At 68.3% G+C, this 20,419-nt stretch carries 18 protein-coding genes; 8 read left to right on the forward strand and 10 right to left on the reverse strand.

What is annotated here, in order from left to right; translation table 11 throughout:
* A partial coding sequence (locus tag ON43_RS28505) for a ribonuclease Z (protein ID WP_040812451.1) occupies positions 1 to 835 on the reverse strand: 835 nt, incomplete at its 3' end.
* 108 nt (positions 836 to 943) lie between these two features.
* On the opposite strand from ON43_RS28505, the gene ON43_RS28510 reads away from it, so the two are divergent.
* Positions 944 to 1,396, forward strand: coding sequence for a DUF6153 family protein (locus ON43_RS28510; protein WP_157514223.1), 453 nt, complete (start codon positions 944 to 946; stop codon positions 1,394 to 1,396).
* Between the two features lie 55 nt (positions 1,397 to 1,451).
* Positions 1,452 to 2,108 (forward strand): DUF305 domain-containing protein, encoded by a 657-nt coding sequence (locus ON43_RS28515; protein ID WP_040812455.1) that lies wholly within the window; start codon positions 1,452 to 1,454, stop codon positions 2,106 to 2,108.
* Between the two features lie 99 nt (positions 2,109 to 2,207).
* Here ON43_RS28515 and ON43_RS28520 read toward each other — a convergent pair whose 3' ends face one another.
* Both ON43_RS28520 and ON43_RS28525 read right to left on the reverse strand, forming a co-directional pair.
* Positions 2,208 to 2,495, reverse strand: coding sequence for a hypothetical protein (locus ON43_RS28520; protein WP_172416847.1), 288 nt, complete (start codon positions 2,493 to 2,495; stop codon positions 2,208 to 2,210).
* A 146-nt stretch (positions 2,496 to 2,641) separates the two neighbouring features.
* Positions 2,642 to 4,165 (reverse strand): amino acid permease, encoded by a 1,524-nt coding sequence (locus ON43_RS28525; protein WP_083913801.1) that lies wholly within the window; start codon positions 4,163 to 4,165, stop codon positions 2,642 to 2,644.
* Between the two features lie 285 nt (positions 4,166 to 4,450).
* Between ON43_RS28525 and ON43_RS28530 the strand changes: the two genes are divergently transcribed.
* Positions 4,451 to 5,323 carry a hypothetical protein gene (locus ON43_RS28530; RefSeq protein WP_040812456.1) on the forward strand — a complete coding sequence of 291 codons (873 nt, stop codon included), beginning with the start codon at positions 4,451 to 4,453 and terminating at the stop codon, positions 5,321 to 5,323.
* Positions 5,324 to 5,326: 3 nt separating this feature from the next.
* Here the strand turns inward: ON43_RS28530 and ON43_RS28535 are convergent, their stop codons facing one another.
* Positions 5,327 to 6,019: a hypothetical protein gene (locus ON43_RS28535; protein ID WP_157514224.1), complete on the reverse strand. Its 693-nt coding sequence runs from the start codon at positions 6,017 to 6,019 to the stop codon at positions 5,327 to 5,329.
* Between the two features lie 152 nt (positions 6,020 to 6,171).
* On the opposite strand from ON43_RS28535, the gene ON43_RS28540 reads away from it, so the two are divergent.
* Positions 6,172 to 7,104, forward strand: coding sequence for an alpha/beta fold hydrolase (locus tag ON43_RS28540; RefSeq protein ID WP_051179388.1), 933 nt, complete (start codon positions 6,172 to 6,174; stop codon positions 7,102 to 7,104).
* Between the two features lie 9 nt (positions 7,105 to 7,113).
* On the opposite strand, the gene ON43_RS28545 is transcribed toward ON43_RS28540, so the two are convergent.
* A complete protein-coding gene (locus ON43_RS28545) occupies positions 7,114 to 8,154 on the reverse strand; it encodes an NAD(P)-dependent alcohol dehydrogenase (RefSeq protein WP_040812460.1) in 1,041 nt (346 codons plus the stop codon).
* 140 nt (positions 8,155 to 8,294) lie between these two features.
* Here ON43_RS28545 and ON43_RS28550 point away from each other — a divergent pair, with 140 nt between their 5' ends.
* Positions 8,295 to 9,758 (forward strand): flavin-containing monooxygenase, encoded by a 1,464-nt coding sequence (locus ON43_RS28550; RefSeq protein ID WP_040812462.1) that lies wholly within the window; start codon positions 8,295 to 8,297, stop codon positions 9,756 to 9,758.
* Between the two features lie 135 nt (positions 9,759 to 9,893).
* Complete coding sequence (locus ON43_RS28555; protein ID WP_051179389.1) at positions 9,894 to 10,835, forward strand: alpha/beta hydrolase; 942 nt, start codon at positions 9,894 to 9,896, stop codon at positions 10,833 to 10,835.
* Between the two features lie 4 nt (positions 10,836 to 10,839).
* Here the strand turns inward: ON43_RS28555 and ON43_RS28560 are convergent, their stop codons facing one another.
* The 5 genes from ON43_RS28560 to ON43_RS28580 form a co-directional block, all read right to left on the reverse strand.
* Complete coding sequence (locus tag ON43_RS28560; protein ID WP_040812464.1) at positions 10,840 to 11,403, reverse strand: TetR/AcrR family transcriptional regulator; 564 nt, start codon at positions 11,401 to 11,403, stop codon at positions 10,840 to 10,842.
* 89 nt (positions 11,404 to 11,492) lie between these two features.
* Entirely contained in the window at positions 11,493 to 12,728 is a 1,236-nt protein-coding gene (locus ON43_RS28565; RefSeq protein ID WP_040812465.1) for a cytochrome P450, read from the reverse strand.
* A 42-nt stretch (positions 12,729 to 12,770) separates the two neighbouring features.
* On the reverse strand, positions 12,771 to 15,359 hold the full coding sequence (locus ON43_RS42865) for an alkaline phosphatase family protein (RefSeq protein ID WP_051179390.1): 2,589 nt from the start codon (positions 15,357 to 15,359) through the stop codon (positions 12,771 to 12,773).
* A 148-nt stretch (positions 15,360 to 15,507) separates the two neighbouring features.
* Positions 15,508 to 16,644: a BTAD domain-containing putative transcriptional regulator gene (locus ON43_RS28575; protein ID WP_040812467.1), complete on the reverse strand. Its 1,137-nt coding sequence runs from the start codon at positions 16,642 to 16,644 to the stop codon at positions 15,508 to 15,510.
* A 376-nt stretch (positions 16,645 to 17,020) separates the two neighbouring features.
* Positions 17,021 to 17,944, reverse strand: coding sequence for a DUF8832 domain-containing protein (locus ON43_RS28580; RefSeq protein WP_040812469.1), 924 nt, complete (start codon positions 17,942 to 17,944; stop codon positions 17,021 to 17,023).
* A gap of 171 nt (positions 17,945 to 18,115) precedes the next feature.
* On the opposite strand from ON43_RS28580, the gene ON43_RS28585 reads away from it, so the two are divergent.
* Together ON43_RS28585 and ON43_RS28590 are read left to right on the forward strand one after the other, a co-directional pair.
* Entirely contained in the window at positions 18,116 to 19,087 is a 972-nt protein-coding gene (locus ON43_RS28585; RefSeq protein WP_040812471.1) for an LLM class flavin-dependent oxidoreductase, read from the forward strand.
* Positions 19,084 to 20,400, forward strand: a complete 1,317-nt coding sequence (locus ON43_RS28590; protein WP_040812472.1) for an NtaA/DmoA family FMN-dependent monooxygenase — start codon at positions 19,084 to 19,086, stop codon at positions 20,398 to 20,400. The genes ON43_RS28585 and ON43_RS28590 overlap by 4 nt, the downstream gene beginning before the upstream one ends.
* Positions 20,401 to 20,419 lie beyond the last annotated feature (19 nt).

Raw genomic sequence — 20,419 nt, forward strand, 5'->3', positions numbered from 1 at the left:
GATGCTGGTCCAGGGTGCGGTAGCGCTGTGAGTAGTGGGTGAGGACCAGGGTGCGCACGCCCGCGCGGGCGGCGACCCGGCCCGCCTGGCCCGCGGTGAGATGGCCGTATTCGACGGCCAGCTTCTCGTCCTCGTCGATGAAGGTGGATTCGATGACCAGCATGTCGACGTTCTGGGCGAGCTCGTAGACGCCGTCACAGAGGCGGGTGTCCATGACGAAGGCGAAGCTCTGGCCGGGCCGCGCCTCACTGACCTCGTCGAGAGTGATGGTGCGGCCGCCCGATTCGACCTCGCCGCGGCGCTGCAATTCGCCGACCAGCGGACCGGACAGGCCCAGTTCGCGCAGCCGCTCGGGCACGAAGCGGCGGCTGTCGGGTTCGTCGAGGCGGTAACCGAAGGTCTCCACCGGATGCGACAGCCGCGCGGCGCGCAACGTGAAATCGGCTCCGGGCGGCGGCAATTCGCCATTGTCGGTGATCGGATGCGGTTCCAGTTCGACCCTGCGATTGTGCGCCGAGGAATCGATGAGCCGCTCGTAGAAGACCTCCCCCGAGGCCGGGAAGTAGACGTCCACCGGATGCAGCGCGCCGTCGAGGCTGATGCGGCCGAGCACCCCGGGCAGGCCGAAACAGTGGTCGCCGTGGAAGTGGGTGATGCAGATGCGGGTGATCCCGCTGGCGGCCACGCCCGCGAAGCTCATCTGCCGCTGGGTGCCCTCCCCCGGGTCGAACAGCAGCCCCTCCCGATCCCAGCGCAGCAGATAGCCGTTGTGATTGCGCTGCTTGGTCGGGACTTGGCTGGCCGTTCCCAGGATGACCAGTTCGCGCTGTGACACGGCCGCCAGGCTACCGCCCGGGCCGGTGATACTCGCGGTGGCGAGCCGGGCGCGTCGGTGACGAATACCGACAGGGGGTATCCGGGCCCGGCGGGTAAGATGACCGCCGTGGTCGAACAGCAGCTGCGCGGCACCCGGTTCATCCGGGCCTTCGGGCTGCTCGCGCTCATGGCCGGGATCGTGGCCATGCACGCGCTGGTCGTGGGTATGAGCCATGAGGGCTCGGGCCACGCTGCCACCTCCAGTCACTCCGGCATGGTTTTGGCCGGAATCCAAATGGATCCCGGCCAAAAGCACGCCGGGATGACGGATAGGCCGGACCACGACATGTCCGTGCCGGGCTGCGGCGACGACTGCGGCAATGGCCACGCCGGGATGCACGGCTGCCTGTTCGTGCTCACCGGCTTGCTGCTCGCCCTGGGCTTGGCGGTGCTGGCCTGGGTCGGCCTCGGCCGCCACGATGCGACTCCCGCGAAGCTGCGCCGCCCGCGGCAACACCGTGCCCGTCCCCCACCATGGACGGTTCTCTCCTTGGCCGAACTGGCGATTCTGCGGATCTGATGGGCACCCGCATGCCCATTTCACGAATCCCCAGCAATCCTCGAGGAGTACAACCATGTTCAAAACCCGCACCAAACTCGCCCTGATCGCCGCCACCTCCGCCGCCGCCCTGCTGGCCGCGGGCTGTAGCAGCAATGACCACGACATGTCGGACGCGTCGAAGACCTCGACCACGTCCGGCTCGTCCATGCCCGGGATGGATCACAGCGGCATGCCCGGCATGAGCGGTGGCAGCACGACACAGGCCGCCACCCGCAGCGATTTCAATGACGCCGACGTGAGCTTCCTGCAGATGATGTACCCGCATCACGCCCAGGCCGTCGAGATGGCCAAGCTGGTCCCGACACGCTCGCAGAACCAGCAGCTGATCACCCTCGCGCAGGCCGTGGAGCAGGCGCAGTCACCGGAGATGCAGCAGATCACCACGCTGCTCCAGAGTTTCGGCAAGCCCGCCCCCAGCGGCGATATGGGCCACGGGATGCCCGGCATGATGACCACGGATCAGATGACCAAGCTGCAGGGCATGTCCGGCATGGACTTCGACAAGATGTGGATGCAGATGATGATCGAGCATCACAAGGGCGCGATCGACATGGCGAACACCGAGCTGAAGCAGGGCGTCAACGCCGAGTCGAAGACCCTGGCACAGTCCATCGTGACCGCGCAGCAGCAGGAGATCGACCAGATGAACGGCATGCTCGGCCAGAGCTAGAACAACCCCGTCACCCCGGCGCGCTTCTTGGCCGGGATCCACTGCGGCAGCGTGGATTCCGGCCAAAAGCATGCCGGAATGACGGGGTCGAGTACGAGGTCAGCTTCCGATTACCGCATTCATGATCGTGCCCGCACTGGTGGCGGTGGCTCCGCCGATCATGGCTCCGGCCACCATCTTCGGTGATTCGAGCCCGCCACCGCTCCACTTCTCCCACGCGAACCGGCCGCCACCATAGGTAATGGCCGTGACCCCCGACAGCATGGTGAACCAGGTGAAGTAGCGGACCAGCTTCATCAGCTTGTCCGCCACCGGCGGCGTCTCCGGCGTCGGGTTGCCGATCTGCGCGACAACCGTGGTGTAGGCGTCATGCACTGCGAGAAGCATGCTCACGATCGGTTCCTCTCGGGATGCTGAAACGGTGCTGATGGGCGGAACAAGTGGCACAACTCTCACTAGTCAGAGCAATTGAACCGCATTCCACGGGGTGTCATCGCGACGACACACCACCAGCACCGAACTCGAGCAGCCGATCAGCTACCGGTTTTGTCTCCCCGGAGCGCCAGCAGCGAGTGCCGGCGGCCGTAGACGAAGTACACGACCATGCCGATCGCCATCCAGATGACGAACCGCAGCCAGGTCTCCACCGACAGGTTGAACATCAGCCACGCGCACGCGATCACCGACAGGATCGGGATGAACGGCACCAGCGGTACCCGGAATCCGCGCGGCAGATCCGGACGCGACTTGCGCAGCACCACCACGCCGATGGACACCAGCACGAACGCGAACAGCGTGCCGATATTGACCATCTCCTCGAGCGTGCCGAAGTCCACGAACCCGGCCAGCAGCGCGCAGATGACACCGACGATGGCGGTGATGCGCACCGGCGTGCCCTTGGATCCGGTGTGCGCCAGCTGCCGCGGCATCAGCCCGTCGCGGGACATGGCGAACAGCACGCGGGTCTGGCCCAGGAACAGCACCATGACGACGGTGGTCAGACCGGCCAGCGCGCCGATGGAGATGATGTTCTTGGCCCAGGTGACGCCGTGCAGCGCGAAAGCCGTTGCGAGCGTGGCATTGTCGCCCTGCAGGTCCTTGTAGGACACCATGCCGGTGAGCACCAGCGAGACCGCCACGTACAGCACGGTGACGATGGCCAGCGAGCCCAGGATGCCGCGCGGCACATTGCGCTGCGGGTTCTTGGTCTCCTCGGCCGCGGTGGCGACCACGTCGAAGCCGATGAAGGCGAAGAACACGATGGAGGCCGCGGCCAGCAGGCCGTACCAGCCGAAGTGGCTGTTGCCGCCGCCGGTGACCAGCTGGAACAGGGTCTGGTGCAGCTTGCCCGCACCGCTGGAGTCGGCATTGGGCACCGATTCCGGGATGAACGGCTTCAGGTTCGAGGCCTTGAAGTAGGTGGCGCCGACCACGACCACCAGCGCGATGACGGCCAGCTTGATGGCCACCGCCACGGCCGACACCCGCGAGGACAGCTTGGTGCCCAGGGCCAGCAGCACGCCGAGGATGGCGATCAGCACGACCGCGCCCCAGTCGAACTTGACCGATCCGAAGTGCCAGATCGGCTGGCGGCCGCCCATGACCACGCCCAGGTACTGCGACCAGCCCTTGGCCACGACCGAGGTGCCGAGCGCGAATTCCAGGATCAGGTCCCAGCCGATGATCCAGGCCACGACCTCACCGAAGGTGGCGTAGGAGAAGGTGTACGCGCTGCCCGCGACCGGCACGGTCGAGGCGAATTCGGCGTAGCAGAGCGCGGCCAGGCCGCAGGCCACCGCGGCGAACACGAAGGCGAGCGAGACCGCGGGTCCGGCCATGTTGCCCGCGGTACGCGCGGTGAGGGTGAAGATGCCCGCACCGACCACGACCGCGACGCCGAAGACCGTGAGGTCCCAGGAGGTCAGGTCCTTGCGGAGCTTGGCATCGGGATCGTCGGTATCCCGGATCGACTGTTCGACGCTCTTGGTGCGGAACAGTCCGGTCGTGCGCGGGGCAGCGGGATCGGCAGCGCCCCGCTGGGAGTCCGATATCGCCACGGTCTCTCCTATATCTGGCTTTTCGGCAACAATGCAGTTCTCACCGGACAGCCACAGTCCAGCTCCCGGTTGGTGCACTTTCGCTGGTGGCCTGCAGAAAGACTCGCTGGTTCCAGCCCCGTCACTGCGATCGGACCCCGATGGGGGTCCGAGTTATCGGCGTCACAGGGAACCGTATCACCAGCTGGTACGTACCAGTTCAGCAACCGTCTGGACAACGGAAACGCGTCCGCGTGCCGCGGCGACGCCACGCCGGGGACCGGCGGGTCGGATTAGTGTTTCCGTATGGCTTTCGGGGGAGCGTCCGCGGGCGGTGATCGTGGCGCGCTGGATCGGGTGCTGGCGCACGCGCACGGCGTTCGGGTCCGCGAGATGCCCGGGCCCGCACCGGTCCTGCTGGAGGAGCGCGACCCGATTGCCGTGCGGGCGCTGCGCGAGGCACTCGCCGTCGCCGACCTGCCCGGATTCGTGTGCATGTGCTGGGGCGATGTGACCCTGGACTTCTTCGGCGCGCAGGACCGGGCGCTCACGACGGTGACGCTGCACCACGGGTATTCGATCCGCTGGGAGGGCTGGCCGCAGGACGCGCTGCTGGCCGACGGCGTCCGCCCCCTGGAATGGCTTGCCGTGCGCGGAGTCTCGGTTCCGCTGCGCGAATTCCGCGCGGCTGAGCAGCGCCAGGCCGAGAGCGACCGCACCGCACGACTGTGGGTGGCCGAGATCCCCGAGCCCCTCATCCCCTACGCCAGCCTCTTCCTCGATACCTCCACCACCGGCGGCGGCCTCACCGAACCCCAGGTGGCCGAGGTTCGCGCCCTACTCCTGGCGGCCTACCCGAATCCGGTGGATCGAATCCTGCGCCTGTGCGCCTGGTTCGCCGCCGGCACCGGCGCCTACTCCGGCCACCCCACCCACGAACGCATCCCCGCCCAATTCCTCGACCAGGAATCCGCCCCCGACTTCGCCCGCGCCGTCGACCTCGCCGACGACACCGCCACCGCCGGCGCGGTCCGCTACCTGCTCACCTGGGACACCCGAAAACGCCTGCCCCGCCTCCTATCCGCCCTCTCCCCCACCGCCCGCCGCAAGATCATCCTGCACGCGCGCGACGCCGAATCCCGCCGCTGGCTTCAGCGCCGCATCGCCGGGTTGCAGTGAGAATCAGCCCACGGGCTTCGCCGCGATCAGCTCCTCGGCGCAGAATTTTCGCGCCAGATCCTCGTCGCTCAATCCCGAATCTCCGCGTACGCCCTGATCATTGGCCACGCAAATGCTGCTGCCGTCCGCTTTGAAGGTCCGCAAGATGCCCGCGACGACCTTCAGGTGCGGGCCAAGCGGCGAATCGACGAAGTGCCAGAAGTCGGTGTAATGCTCGGCGGCGCCATTTTTCGATTCGGCCGCGATATAGCCGCTGGTGGTCCGGTCCACCCCGAATCCGGACACGTCTCCCGCCCAGTCGAAGTCGGGCTTCGCATCCGTGGCGCGGTACACCGTGAACCGGGCATTCCCGGACATCGCGAGACTCAGCGGCACCACGAGTTGATCGCGGCCGTCATCCGCCAGGTTCCGCAGTGTGGGCTCGGCGGGAGAGGTGATGCCGGAACCGTCGTCCGGCAGCACGTGGATGGTCTGGCGGACCTTGCCGTCGCCGCCGACCACATCGATCGTCAGATCTCTCTTGTCGGTCTTCTTGAAGACGGTGTGCCGCACGATGAAGGTCAGGGCCGCACGATCGCGCGAGATCAACTTGCAGTCCGGTGGGCTGTCCGACCCGGAGGCCTTGACATCGCCGCACAGCGGCAATGCCGCGGCATCCATCGGTGTCGTCGAGGCCGCCGGTGGGGTCGTGGTCATCGTGAGCTGAGCCGGACTGGAGGTAGGTGCCGGTGTCGTCGACGTCTTCGCCGCCGAGCCATGGTCGCCGCAGGCTGCGGTCAGCAGTACACAAATCGATATGGCCGGCATCGGCCAGAGCCTCCCCATGCGATCGAGATTAGCCTGGGAGCATGGTCGAGTTTCCCGAGAGCAACGTGGGGCCGAAGTTCAAGGGCAGGCGGGTCGGGTACTTCCGCGAGACGGCGGGGTATCGGCGGTATGCGGGGGCGTATCGGGACGGGTTCGAGAAGTTGCCGTCGGTGCGTGAAACGATCGATGTGGCAACCAGTTTCGGGACCGTGCGGGCGTATCGGTTCGGGGAGGGGGAGGCGACTCCGCTGGTGCTGCTGCCCGGACGGCAGGCCGCGACGCCGATGTGGGCGGCGAATCTGCCTGGGTTGCTGGCGGTGCGGCCGGTGATCACGCTGGATCTGCTGGGTGAGCCGGGGTTGAGTGTGCAGTCCAAGCCGTTGACCGATGATGCGGATCAGGCGACGTGGCTTTCGGAGGCGTTGGCGGAGTTGGAATCTCGGCCGGTGCATGTGCTGGGGGTGTCGATCGGCGGGTGGTCGGCGGTGAATCTGGCCGTGCGGCATCCGGAGCGGGTGGCATCGCTGATCACGCTGGACGCACCGTTCGTGTTCGGCGGGGTGACCTGGAAGATGATCCTGGTGTCGCTGGGTTCGGTACTGCCGGGAATGCCGGAGAAGTGGCGCAACAAGTTGCTGAGCTGGATCTCCGGCGGGGTGTCCGCGCCCGAGGATCTGCCCGAGGGCAGGCTGATCGCCTCGGGTATGAAGGATTTCGCGGCCTATCTGCCGATGACGAAACAGCCTGCCAAGGACCAGCTTTCGGCGCTCGGCAGGCCGTATCTCGGCATCTTCGCGGGGCGCAGCATCGTGCACAACGCGAAGAAGATGGCCGAGCGGGCGCGAAAACTGGTGCCCGGCGGGCAGTTCGAGGTGTGGCCGGAGGCCTCGCACGCCATCAATGGCGAGTTCCCGGACGAGATCGCGGCGCGGGTCGCGAAATTCCTCGGCGAGGTCGACCCCGGCGACAACTGATCGGCGCGATCAGGGTACGAGCACCGCGCGTCCCCGGATGTGTCCCGCGTCCAGGCGGCGGAAGGCTTCCGGCCCGTCGGCCAGGTCGAAGCGCTCGACCTCCATGTGCAACTTGCCCGCCCGGGCGAGCGCCACGCAGTCGTGCAGGTCACTTCGGGTGCCGCCCAACGACTTTCGCACCGACGCGCCCCACGGCCAGCCGGGTCCGCCGGCCGGTCCGGCGGTGATCTCGGGTGCGCCGCCACCGAGTCCGACCATGCGGTAGGCGCCATTGGGCGCGACGGTCTCACAGGCCAGTTTGGCGGTCGCGTCCACGCCCGCGAAGTCGAAAACGGCGTCCGCGCCGCGCCCGTCGGTGAGGTCGAGGATCTGCTTGGCGGCGTCGGGGCCGGACAGGATGCCGATCTCGGCGCCGCAGTCGGCCGCCAGGTCCAGCTTCTCCTGGGCCTGATCCACCGCGATCACCCGCACCCCGGAGATGGCGTGCAGGATCTGCACGCCCACGTGCCCGAGCCCGCCGATGCCGATGGCGACCGCGGTTCCGCCGGGCCGCAACGCTTCTCGCGCGCCGCGGATCGCGTGGTAGGCGGTGAGGGCGGCGTCGGCGACCGGCGCGGCCTGCAAGAAGTCGAGGTCGCCGATCGGCACGAACGCGCTGGCCGGGATGCGCACGTACTCGGACATGCCGCCTTCCATGGTGAGTCCCGGGCAGGGCGGCATGGCGACGCGTCCGGCCGCGAGGCAGACGTTCTCGTTGCCGCCCACGCATTCGCGGCAGACCCCGCAGGTCCAGAAGAGGAACACGACGCCGCGCTCGCCGACCTCGCGCCCGCTCACATCCGACCCGATGGCCTCGATGGTGCCCGCGATCTCGTGCCCGAGGGTCAGCGGGTCCTCGCGCAGCTGGATGGGGAAGTTGACCAGCGTCAGGTCGGAGTGGCAGACGCCCGCGGCACCGACCTTGACGAGCAGATCGGTAGGGCCGATATCCGGTACCGGAATGTCGTTGATCTGCACCTTTTCCGGGCCGGTCCACTGGAGTGCGCGCATCGTGCTTCCTTATCTCACGCTTGTGATCTGGCGCACACGGTAGCACTCGCTATACACTGCGTCTAGCGAATGACGGAATGTCTACCGATTTCCCTGAAACGCTCACCTCCACCAGAGACACGTGTCTAGGCTGCCGTCCCATGAACACACCGCGGATCGCCATCGTGGGTGCCGGAATCTCCGGGATCTGCATGGGCGTCGCCCTGCAGCAGGCGGGATTCACCGAGTTCACCATTTTCGAGAAGGCCCACGATTACGGCGGTACGTGGCGGGACAACAGCTATCCGGGGCTGGTGTGCGATGTGCCCTCGCGGTACTACCAATTCACTTTCGCCATGAATCCCGAATGGACGCAGCTGTATTCGGCCGGGCCGGAGATCAAGCGGTATCTGGTCGGGGTGGCGCGCGAGCACGGGCTGCAGGCGCGCACGCGCTTCGGCACCGAGGTCACCGGTGCGGAGTTCGACGGGACGGGATGGCGGGTCGGCACCTCGGACGGGCAGACCGAACGCTTCGACTTCGTCATGTGCGCGACGGGATTCCTGCATCACCCGAACCTGCCGGATATCAAGGGCCTGGACGAATTCGGCGGCACCGTCATGCATTCCGCGCGTTGGCGGCACGAGATCGCGTTGGACGGCAAGCGCGTCGGCGTGATCGGAACCGGCTCCACCGGGACACAACTGGTGAGCGCGCTGGCGGGGCGGGTGCCGGAAGTCGTGCTGTTCCAGCGCACTCCGCAGTGGATCCTGCCGACGGTCAATCGCGCGTACTCGCCCGTGGCGAAGACGCTGTACCGGCTGCTGCCCGCGCTGGGTGTGGTGCCGTACTGGTTCAATCGCGCGGCGTTCGCGGTCTTCTCACAGGGGCTGGTGCATCCGGGCCGGGTGCGCCGGTTCATCCAGTGGGTGGTGGAGCGAAACCTGCAGTCCGTCAAGGACCCTGAGCTGCGCCGCAAGCTGACGCCGGATTATCAGGCTATGTGCAAGCGGCTGGTGGTGTCGGATCGCTTCTACAAGGCGGTGCAGCGACCCGACGTGTCGCTGGTGACCGAGGGCATCGACCATATCGAGAAGCGCGGCGTGGTCACCGCGGACGGGCAGCTGCACGAGCTCGACATCCTGGTGTTGGCAACAGGATTCGATTCACAGGCCTTCATGCGCCCGATGGCGATCACCGGCACCGAGGGTCGCACCCTGGACCACGCATGGGCGGAAGGCCCAAGAGCCTTCGAGGGCGTCATGATGCCGGACTTCCCCAACCTGTTCATGCTCGTCGGCCCGCACAGCCCCTTCGCCAACCACCCGCTGACCGCCGTGGCGGAGGCCCAGTCCGCCCGCATCGTCACCTGGCTGAAGCGCTGGCAGGCAGGCGAATTCACAACCATCGCCCCGACCCGCGCCGCCACCGACCGCTACAACGCGCGCATGCGCGCGGCAGCCCCGAGCACGGTCTGGACCACCGGCTGCACCAGCTGGTACCTCGGCAAGGACGGCCTGCCCGCGCTGTGGCCCTGGACCCCCGGCCGCTACGAAAAGCTGATCCGCAGTACCCCCGACCCGGCTGACTACGAGCTAGGGCAGCGCGTCGAGAGCCGAAATTGATGCGCGAGCCTGAGACCATGCGAAGAGCCGAAAGTCGTGCAGGGGGCCAGAGGTGATGCGGACAGCCGACGGGAAGTGGAGGGCCGTGGGTGATCCCGAGAGCCGAATGCGGTGTGGAGCGCTGGGGGTGAGGTCGTGGAAGTAGCGTTCTGGCGCTTCGTCTCTCGTGCGGTCGGCCGCTGGTGGTTCGGCCCGGCGCCCGATTGGTCCCGGGTGCGCGCCCGGGTCGGAGCGGGCACCACCTTTGCCCGCGCGCCCAAGGGGGTCGCCGTCGAGACCAGTCGACTCGGCGGCGTCCCGGTCGAAACCCTCACGCCGCGAAGCGCTCCCGACGATGCCGCGGTGCTCTATCTGCACGGCAGCGGCTATGTCATCGGCATGCCGCGCATGGTGCGGACCCTCACCGGCGCTATCGCGGCGGCCATGGGCACGACCGTGTACGCGCTCGACTATCGGCTGGCTCCCGAGGATCCGTATCCGGCCGCCATCGACGACACGATGGCCGCCTACCGCGCTCTGCTCGCCCAGGGCATTCCGGCCGAACACATTGCGGTGGTGGGCGATTCGGCGGGCGGCGGACTGGCCCTCGACCTTGCCCTGCGGCTGCGCGACAAGCACTGGCCGCAGCCCGCGATCCTGGGGTTGATCTGCCCGGTGCTGGATCTATCGGCGGATTCTTCTGCCTTCCACTGCGATCCGAGCCGCGAACCCCTGCTGAATCCGCCCCTCATGGCCCAGTTCATGGACGCGTATCTGCCCGGTGTGCCCGAGGCCGAACGCCGCGCCCGGTCCCCGCTCTACCGCGATATCACCGGGCTCCCGCCCATCGTCCTGCATTCGGCGGGCGATGATCTGCTGGCCGGGGATGCTCGTCGCTTCGCCGAGTATGCGACGAAATCGGCGGCGCCCCTGCGTCATCGGGAGTATCGCAGGCTGTGGCACGTTTTCCACGCCATGCCGATGGCTGCCGCCCGCGAGGCCGTCGCCGACCTCTCGATCGCCCTGTCCGACGGCATCGACGGGCGACCGCACCGGCCACCGCGCCCGGGCACCGACCGGTTCCGCGCCGGGCGCTGACGGTTCAGACGAAGGCGCGGCTGATCACCGGCACCACGAATTCCTCGAGCATGGCCCGCTCCTCGTCCTCGTCGCGGCCGGGCGCGGCGAGGAACGAGACGATGATGCGGGTCAGCCAGCGCGCCAGGCGGCTGCGTTCCGGATCGGTGAGGGCGGTGGGTGTGAACAGGCCCGCCGCAATGGATTCGATGACATCGGAGTCCTGGCTGATGCGCCCCGCCGCGCCGGATTCGCCGGGGCGGAACCAGGCGATGAGCATGGGGTCGGCGCGAACGGCGGCTATCGACCCGAGCATTGCGGCGACGATCCGCTCGCCGGGATCGGCGATCTCGCCAACCTTCTGGAAGACATCGGCAGCAATGCGGCGGGTCGCGCGGTGGACGAAGGCGAGGCGCACGGCCTGTCGGTTCTCGAAGTACCGGTAGAGCGTCGCGCGGGAACACCCGGCGGCCTTGGCGATGTCGCCCATGCCCACCGCGGTGACCCCGCGCTCGGCGAACAGCCGCGCAGCGGCGTCGAGGATCCGCTCGGCAGCCAGGTCCGCGCGATCCTCAGCCAGCCAGCCCATGGCTCTCCTTCCCATCGAGTGGCACATCCTGGAGCCGAATTCCGGGCAATTGAGACCAATCGCCTCCAGGGTGTGCCTCTCGGCGAATGCTAGGGGGTGGGGTGGAAGGGGACGGAGACGGGCCAGCGGACGTAGTTGCCGTGGGACCACTGCACGGCGTCGAGGTCGACGGTGAAGTCGGGGCAGCGGGAGAGGAGTTCCTCCAGCGCCACGCGGGCCTGCATGCGCGCCGCCGCCGCGCCCAGGCAGTGGTGGTGGCCGTGGCTGAAGGTCATGATGCGCTTGGGGTTGCGGCGGACGTCGAGTTCGGCTGCAGTGGGGCCGAATTCGCGTTCGTCGCGGTTGGCCGAGCCGTAGAGGAGCAGGACCTTGCGGCCGGCGGGGATGGTGACGCCGTGCAGTTCCACGTCGCGGGTGGTGGCGCGGGCCAGGCCCTGGACGGGGGAGGTCATGCGGAGGAATTCCTCGATGGCGTCCGGGATGAGGGCCGGGTTCTCGACCAGCAGGCGGCGCTGGTCGGGGTTGGCGGTGAGCAATTGCACCGCGCCGCCGAGGTTTCCGGTGGTGGTGTCGTTGCCGCCGGTGATCATGGTGAAGGCGAAGCCGAGGATCGCGACGATGCCCTCGTTGTCGCCGTCCGCGCCGAGGCCCGAGGCGAGCAGGTGGGAGATGGTGTCGTCGCCGGGTTCGGCCCGCCGCCGCTCGATGAGTTCGGCGAAGTAGGCGGCCAGTTCGCCGACGGCGGTGAAGCCGTCCTGTCCCCCGGCGGCCAGGCCTGCGCCCTCGACCGCGCCGCCCACGATGCGCTCGGTCCAGCCGTCGAACTTGTCCCAATCCTGTTCCGGGACACCGAGGTAGTGGGCCACGACCATGGTGGGCAGCGGCTTGAACAGGTCCTTGACGATGTCGCCCCCACCGGCGGCGCGCAGGCGTTCGATGCGTTCGACGATGAACTTACGCACCGCGGGCTCGACCGAATTGACCTGGCGCGGTGTGAATCCCGGGGATACCCGGCGGCGGAAGTCGGTGTGCTCGGGCGGGTCCATGAAGACGAACGGCTTGACCGGTCCCAGGATCGCGGACACCAGGTCGGCGTAGTCGACGGTCAACCCGGAGGCCGAGGAGAAGACCTCCGGGTTGCGCGCGGCCGCGTACACGTCCTCGTGGCGGGACAGGACGTAGAAGTCGTCGGATTCGCGACCCTCCGGGATCGACCGGTGGACCGGATCATGGTCGCGCAGTTGGGAATACATGGGGTAGGGATCGCGCCAGGTTGCCCCGGACCGCAGCTCGAATCGCACCGCATGAGACGCCGTTGAACTCATGAACCGACGGTAAGACAAAACTCACCATCTGTCTAGAACTTGTTACAAAACGCGGAATCGGACCGGATGGGCCAGCGAGCGGCCCGCGGCGTCGAGGTGATGCAGGGCGTAGGTTCCGCGTCCGAGTCCGTTCGCGGGGAAGATCACCTCGTCGCGGGTGACGCCGTCGCTCAGGGGCAGGGTGTTCAGGGCCGTGGTCGCCGACACCGTGCGGATGAATCCGCCGGATTCGGGGTAGACCGCCAGGCTGTGCCCGGTCCTCGGGGTCGCGAGGCTGTAGCTGACGACGAGATCGCGGCCCGGCTCGTACATCGAGCGGTCCAGCAGCAGGCGATCGAACGGGGCGGCATCGTCGGCCGTCGTGCCCTCGACTCCGGTTTCGACGAATCCTCGTACCCGGCACAGGAATCCGGCATCGAGATCAACGGTTGCCGTGAGGTCGTACCACCCCGCACCCTCGGCGTCGGTGTCGCAGGGCATGTCCCGCCGCTCGGTCTTGCCCGCACCCACCTCGATGGTCCAGGGGCCATCGCCTCGATAGGCATTCGCGACCACCCGGATCGAAACCGGTTGCGTCCCAGCGTTCTCGAACGACCAGGCGAGCTTGCGCGCGCCCGAGGTCGCGGCGGTCACGGTGACTCGCAGTGCGGCGCAGGGCCCTTGGAGATCCCCGGCGAAACGGCGCTGAAAGCCGTCGGGGCCGTACAGCGTGTAGTCGTAGCGTCCGTTCACGGCCGGAAACTCGTGGGTGACCGTGCCGCCGCCGGTGACATCGAAGCGGGTCGGCGTGTAGTCGGCGACGAAGGCGTTCGGATGCACCCGGCAGTGCGCCGCGCCGGTGCCGCCATTGTCGATGGTGAGCGTGATCGCGCCGGTGCCGTTCGGGGCGCAGCGGGCCTGCAGCTGGTACGGCAGCGGCACCCGTGCCCGGCGGCCGCTCTGCTGCTTGGGCATCCGCTGCACGAACGGAAGCGGTTGCGCCGCACCGGACATCGACTGGTCGGCACGCGCGGCGGTGGCCGGGAGGATGAGGCTGCGTTTCGCACCGAAGTCGAACAGCGAGGACAGGTCGCCGCACATCTGGCGTCGCCACGGGCTGATATTCGGTTCGGCCACACCGGTGACGCGTTCGAGGAACTTCAAAACCGAAGTGTGGTCGAACAATTCGGAGCAGACCGCCTGTTTGCTCCACGGCGAGACGATGATCGCCGGGGTCCGCGCCCCGAGGCCGACATTGTGCTGCCCGAAGTACTCGCCGGCGGTGCCGGGCGGCGGGGTCGGGGCGGGGACGTGGTCGAAATAGCCGTCGTTCTCGTCGTAATTGAGGATGAAGACGGTCTTGTTCCACACGTCCGGATGTTCGGCGAGCGCCTCCAGCACGCCGTGGACCAGGGCCTGGCCATTGCGCGGGCCCATGACCGGGTGCTCGCAGTCGACGTAGGGCGCGACGATCCAGGACACCGTGGGCAGCTTGCCCGTCGCGACATCGGTGCGGAAGGACTCCACCAGCGTGCCCGAGCGGGCCCGCAGCAGCCCTTGCTCAACCAGCGTCCGCTGCCCCGGCGTCAGCTCGTCCATGCCGCGCTTCAGGTCGGCGGCATAGGCGGGCTCCAGGCTCGGATCCCGTTGCAGGTCACTGTAGTACCGGAAGAAGTTCTCGAAGGCGAGCCCGCCGCCGCCATTGGTGTACTTCAGCGCCGAGCGCGCGGCATCGCGGAACGGCAGGAAGAAGTCCAGCGCGTTGTCGGTGTAGTTGTCCCACTCCTGATAGACCCGCCAGCCGATGCCGCGTTCCTGGAGCCGTTCGGCGTAGGTGGTCCAGGGCAGTCCGAAGATGACGTCGTTGACGTAGCGCCCGGCGTCGGGGCTCAAAAGCGCGTCGTAGAGGAACAGATTGCCGCTGCGCGGGGTGACCATCCCGGCCAGCGCCTGGGCCACCGATTGCGGCAGCGCGCTGGTCACGCCGTGCACCAGGCCCAGTACGGCGTCCACGATCCCGGCCACCGGCAGGCTGCGCATCCAGCGCAGCTTCGAATCGTCGGCGAACAGCGAGACCTGCAGTGATTCCGCGTAATTGTCCAGGGCGAGGGGGTTCTGCACGGTGCCGCTGAACAGGTACATGCGATTGGGGTCGGTGGGCCCGTTGACCGAGCAGTGGTAGCCGTCCAGGACGGTGAACGCCTCGGCCAGCTGGTAGTAGAAGGCGAGGCTGTCGCGGTCGTAGCCGACCATGGTGCCCTCGCCCTTGGCGGCGATCCAGGCGTCGTGGCGGCCCGACGCGAAAGCGTCATGGCCGGTGCGGGTTCCGTGATCGGTGCCGTCGATGTTCTGCAGCGTGGTGAGATACGGCAGCACGGTGCGCCCGCCGTCGGGCTGATGGAAGACCGAGCGTCCGGTGGACAGTTGCAGCGCGTTGAGGTCGGCGTAGCCGCGGACCCCGGCCATGCCGCCGTAGTAGTGGTCGAAGGACCGGTTCTCCTGCATGAGGATCACCACGTGCTCGATGCGGTCCCAGCCGCCGGGCGGGGCCGGTTCCGCCCAGGCCTGAACCAGGCTCGGCGGGAGCATCGACATGGCTCCGGCCGCACCACCCAAGTGCGCGGCGTGCTTCAGAAAGCGCCTCCGATCCATGATCTCCCCTACGAGCATAGGAACGGCTATCACCGAGGATCGCCGACCGAGCTTGGGGGTTCGTGGCGGTGAGGGGGATCAGCAATGAAGGGTCAGTTAATCATTGGCTCCGGAAGTCGCGGATCGGTCACGTGGGATTCACTCCTGTTCAGCCGCCGTTGTCCTCGGTGCGTACCAAGACGAATACCAGCTCTGTATCGCCGATGCGGAGCACCGCGCCGTCGGAGAGCAGACCGCTGTCCATGACGCGCTGGCCGTTGATGAAGACGCCGTTGGAGGAGTTCAGATCCTTCACCATCCAGGTGTTGCCGTTGTCGATGACGAGCGCGTGGTGGCGGCTGACCCGGCCGTCGGGCAGCGCGATGTCGTTGTCGGACAGGCGTCCGATGCGGGTGGTGGAGCCGACCACCGGATAGACGTGGCCGAAGCGGTCGCGCAGCAGCGCCTGCGGTTCGTGCCAGCTGCGGTCCACGATGGTGGTGGCGCGGGTGGCGGAGGCCGCGCCGACCGCGCGCACGCTCAGCGGATCCTGGCGCAGGATGCGGGATTCCAGTTCGCGGATGCGGTGGCCGGGATCGATGCCGAGCTCCTCGGCGAGGATGGCGCGCAGGCGGCGGCCCGCCTCGAGGGCATCGGATTGGCGACCGGTCATGTAGAGCGCGGTCATCAGCTGCTCCCAGAGCGATTCGCGCAGTGGATGTTCGCGCACCAGCAGGTTGAGTTCGGCCACCACGTTCTCGGCGCGGCCCTGGGCGATATCGGCCTCGGCGCGAGCTTCGATGACGCCGATGCGTTCGTCGTCGAGGGCCACCGCGTAGGCGTCGGCGAAACCGAGGCCGCGCAGGTCCGACAGCACCGGGCCCCGCCACTGGGCCAGGGCCTCGGACAGGGCGGAGGTGGCGGCGGCGAAGCGGCCCGCGGCCAGGGCGCGCATGCCGTTCTCGCGGCGGGCGCGGAAGCGGAAGACGTCGCAGGCGGCGTCGTCGACCACGATGCGGTAGCCGGTGCCCATGTGCTGCAGCATGTTCCGGGCGTCGATGCCGCCGTCGCGCAGGGGCTTGCGCAGATTGGAGACGATGGCGTGCAGGCTGACCCGGACATCGGGCGGCGGATTGTCCTCCCAGACCGCGCTGGCCAGGGACTCGACCGATACCGGCCGGTTGGCATTGATCGCGAGATAGGCCAGCACCGCGCGCTGCTTGGGCCCGCCCAGCTGCTGCTCCACCCCGTCGATGGTCAGCCGCACCGGCCCGAGCACCCCCACCTGCGCCCGCACCTCACCCATCGCCGACCTCCCGCCCGGCCCCGCTTCTCGCCCGTCACTGTAACTTTCCACGGCCGCCCCGCCCATCGCATCCAACGATTTCCTCCACCGACCAGGTCGGTTCCCGGCCCGAATTCGTTCCACCCGGCCCGGCTGGTGTCGAGAATGCACCGATGCGGGCATCCCGGAAAGAGTGCCTGCACCACCGCATTCGCACCGATTCCGCACGTTTCCGGCGGAGGGTCGCCGGCGCGAACGGCCGAAAGGGCGCCCGGGATGGGCGCCCTTTCGAGGAGTCGTACCGCGCGGTGGCTGTCGTGGTGCGCGGACCCCGTTCATCTCGGGGACCGCGCCCGGTGACATCGGCGGGCGCGCATGGTTTCTCCGTTCGGCGGTGTCAGGCGGTGGGGAGGGTGAAGGCGGCGGTGCGGACCTTGTCGCCGTGCTTGAAATCGAGGAACAGGCGGTAGGTGCCGCGGCCGGGAACCGCGGTGTGGAAGGTGATTTCGGGGCCGGGGGCGGTGACGCCGTCGCCGGGCTCGCCGTTCGGGTGCACGTGGACGTAGGCCAGGTCGCCGGCGCGCAGGATCACCAGGTGGCCGTAGGCCGCGAGGTAGGGCTGCAGGTCGGTGACGAGTTCGCCGTCCTTGCGCACGGTGAGGGTGAGCAGCTGCCCCTCGCCCGCGACCAGATCGCCGTCGAGGCTGACCTCGTAGCCGTCGACGGTGAAGGTGCGGTCGGGCTCCGGCGCGGTCTGCGGCGGGTAGTCACCGGCGATGGCGAAATCCGCGCCGAGGGTGATGGTCTTGCCGAGCGCCTTGGGGGCGATATCGGTGAAGGCGCGGTAGGCGCCCGCCGCGGGGAGGTTCAGCTTGACCGCCCAGGTGCCGTCGGCGTCGCGCTCCGGGTGGACGTGCCAGAAGCCGGTGAGCTCGCGCTGGACCACGATGAGGTGCAGTTCCTTGTCGTGGATGGGGTCGAAGTCGTTGACCGCCAGGCCGTCCGGGCCCAGGACGCGGAAGCGGAATTCGATTTCGCCGGTGGCGACGACCTTCTCGGCCAGCTCGAGGGTGTAGCCGTCCTGGGTGACCTGGAGGCCGCCCGGTACACCGGCGTCGTGGCCGCCGTGTGCGTGGCCACCGTGGGCGGCGTGGGCATCGTGCGCGGCATGTGCCGCATGGGCGCCGTGCGCGGCATGATCGGTGTGGGCCGCGTGCTCACCGTGGGCCGCATGGTTGGCATGAGCAGCATGGTCGGCGTGAGCAGCGTGGTCACCGTGAGCAGCGTGGTTGTGATGTCCGGCGTGGGCCTGGGTGGTCATTTCTGTGTCCTCTCAACTGCTTTCGGTGCCTTACGAATGACGAAGTTAATACCCCCTAGGGGTATATGCAACCCATCGCGAAGTGAGCTGGGTCACTGACGCACGCCCGGGTTCGGATCACCGTGACGGCAACGGTGGCCGCCCGCGCCCGGTTCGACAATCGTCCAACCTATGGCGAGCGACAGCGCACATCGAACGGACCTGTTCGCGTTGGGAATCGAACTCGACGGGGCCGCCCCGGACCCCGCCACCTGGCGAGCCCGGGTCCACGCGGCCGAGAACGCGGGCTTCACCTTCGCGACCATCGGCGATTCCATCGACCCGGGCCCCGAACCCGGCGGCCGGCTGGACGCGAGCGTCCGCGCCGGATTCGTCGCGGCCACCACCAGCACCCTCGGACTGGTCCCGGCCATCGCCGCGACTTACGCTGAGCCCTTCCATGTTTCGTCCCAGCTGGCGAGCCTGGACTACGCCTCGCGCGGGCGGGCCGGATGGCTGGCCGTCGACGATCCGGGCGCGGCGCGGACCTGGGGTGCCACCCCGCGCACCACCGAGGCCGAACTGCGGCGCGAACGGGTCGATTCCATCGAAGTCGCACGGCGACTGTGGGATTCATGGGAAGACGACGCGGTCATCCGCGATTACGCGGCCGGGAAGTTCCTGGATCGGGACAAGCTGCACCACATCGATTTCATCGGCGAGACCTTCTCGGTGAAGGGTCCGGCGATCGTGCCGCGCCCGCCGCAGGGGCAGGTCGTCGTATTCGGTTACGGCACGGGAGATTCCGAGGGCATCGATGTCGCCCTGGTCGGCGGCGCGACGCTGCCGGAGATCCGGGCGGCGGTCGAAAACGCACGGGCAGCGGGTGTTTCGCGAGTCCTGGTCGACCTGGACACGACCGTGGACACGCAGGCCGCGGCCGCCGACCTGGTCGCCCGGCTGACCGAGCTCTCCTCGTTCGCCGACGGCGTGCGCCTGCGTCCGGCCGTCGTCGACGACACCCTCCCGATCCTGGCCCGCTACGTCCTGCCCGCCCTGCTGCGCGCCGGCCTCGCCCATCGCCCGGTCCCGGGTTCGACGCTGCGCGCGAATCTCGGCCTGCCCCGCCCCGTCAACCGCTACGCCAAGGAGCTCGCCCGATGACCGAGGTCCCCTTCCCCGACGCCCAGGTGCATTTCGGCGTCTTCTTCCAGGGCGTCAACCACCACACCGTCTGGTCGGATCCGAGTAGCGGGTCGCAGATCGACTTCGAAACCTTCCGTCACGTCGCCACCACCGCCGAGCGCGGGTTGTTCGACGCGTTCTTCCTGGGCGAGGGCCTGCGGCTGCGCGAGCAGGACGGGCAGTTGCTGGACACCGATATCGCCGGAAGGCCCGACGCCATCACGCAATTGGCGGCGCTGGCCGGGATCACGCGCCGAATCGGGTTGGTGGCCACGCAGAATGCCACCTACAACGAGCCCGCCGATCTGGCGCGGCGGCTGTCGAGTCTGGATGTGCTGTCGGGCGGGCGCGCGGGCTGGAACGTGGTGACCACCGACAACGCCTGGACCGGTGAGAATTTCCGCCGCGGCGGGTTCCTGGATCACTCGCTGCGCTACGAGCGCGCGGCCGGGTTCCTGAGCCTGGCCCGCGAGATCTGGGACGCCTGGTCCGAGACCGCGGTGCGCACGGTCGAACACGACAGCACGCAATTCAAGGTGGCCATCACCCCGACCGTCCCGCGCAGCGCGCAGGGTCACCCGGTGATCTTCCAGGCCGGTGTCTCCCCCGCCGGACGCGATTTCGCGGCCGCGCAGGCGGAAGTCATCTTCTCCCCCTTCGGAACCCATTTCGACCCGGCGCTCGACTTCGCCAACGACATCCGCGCCCGCCTGGTCGCGGCGGGCCGCCCCGCCGATGACATCCGCATCCTCCCCGGCACCCAGATCGTGCTGGCGGACAACGAATCCGAGGTCGAGGAGAAGCGCCGCTGGGTGATCGAACAACAGATCACCGGCGCCACCGCCCTCTCGCTCGCCGGTCAGGTGTGGGGCCGAGACCTGTCCCACCTGGACCCCGACGGCCCGCTCCCCGCGGAAGACCCTGAGCCCTCGGTGATCTCGTCCACCCGCGGCGCCCAACGCGACGGCCAGAACCGAGAGACCATCGTCGCCCAGTGGCGAGAACTCGCCGACTCGAAGCGCCTGACCCTCCGCCAGGTCGCCATCGAGACCACGGCCCGCTTCGGCTTCGCGGGCACCCCGAGCCAGGTCGCCGACGAGCTGACCCGCTGGGTCCGCCAAGGCGCCAGCCACGGCTTCAACATCACCCCATACAAGGTCCCAACCGGTCTCGACGACATCGTCGACCGCCTGATCCCGGAACTCCAGGACCGCGGTTCGTATCGGACGAGCTATTCCGGGAAAACCCTCCGCGAACATCTCGGACTTCGCCCGCCGCTTACTCGGCGCTGACGCCGACTACCCCTACGCC

This window comes from Nocardia concava NBRC 100430 (assembly GCF_000308815.1).
Taxonomy (GTDB): Bacteria; Actinomycetota; Actinomycetes; order Mycobacteriales; family Mycobacteriaceae; genus Nocardia; species Nocardia concava.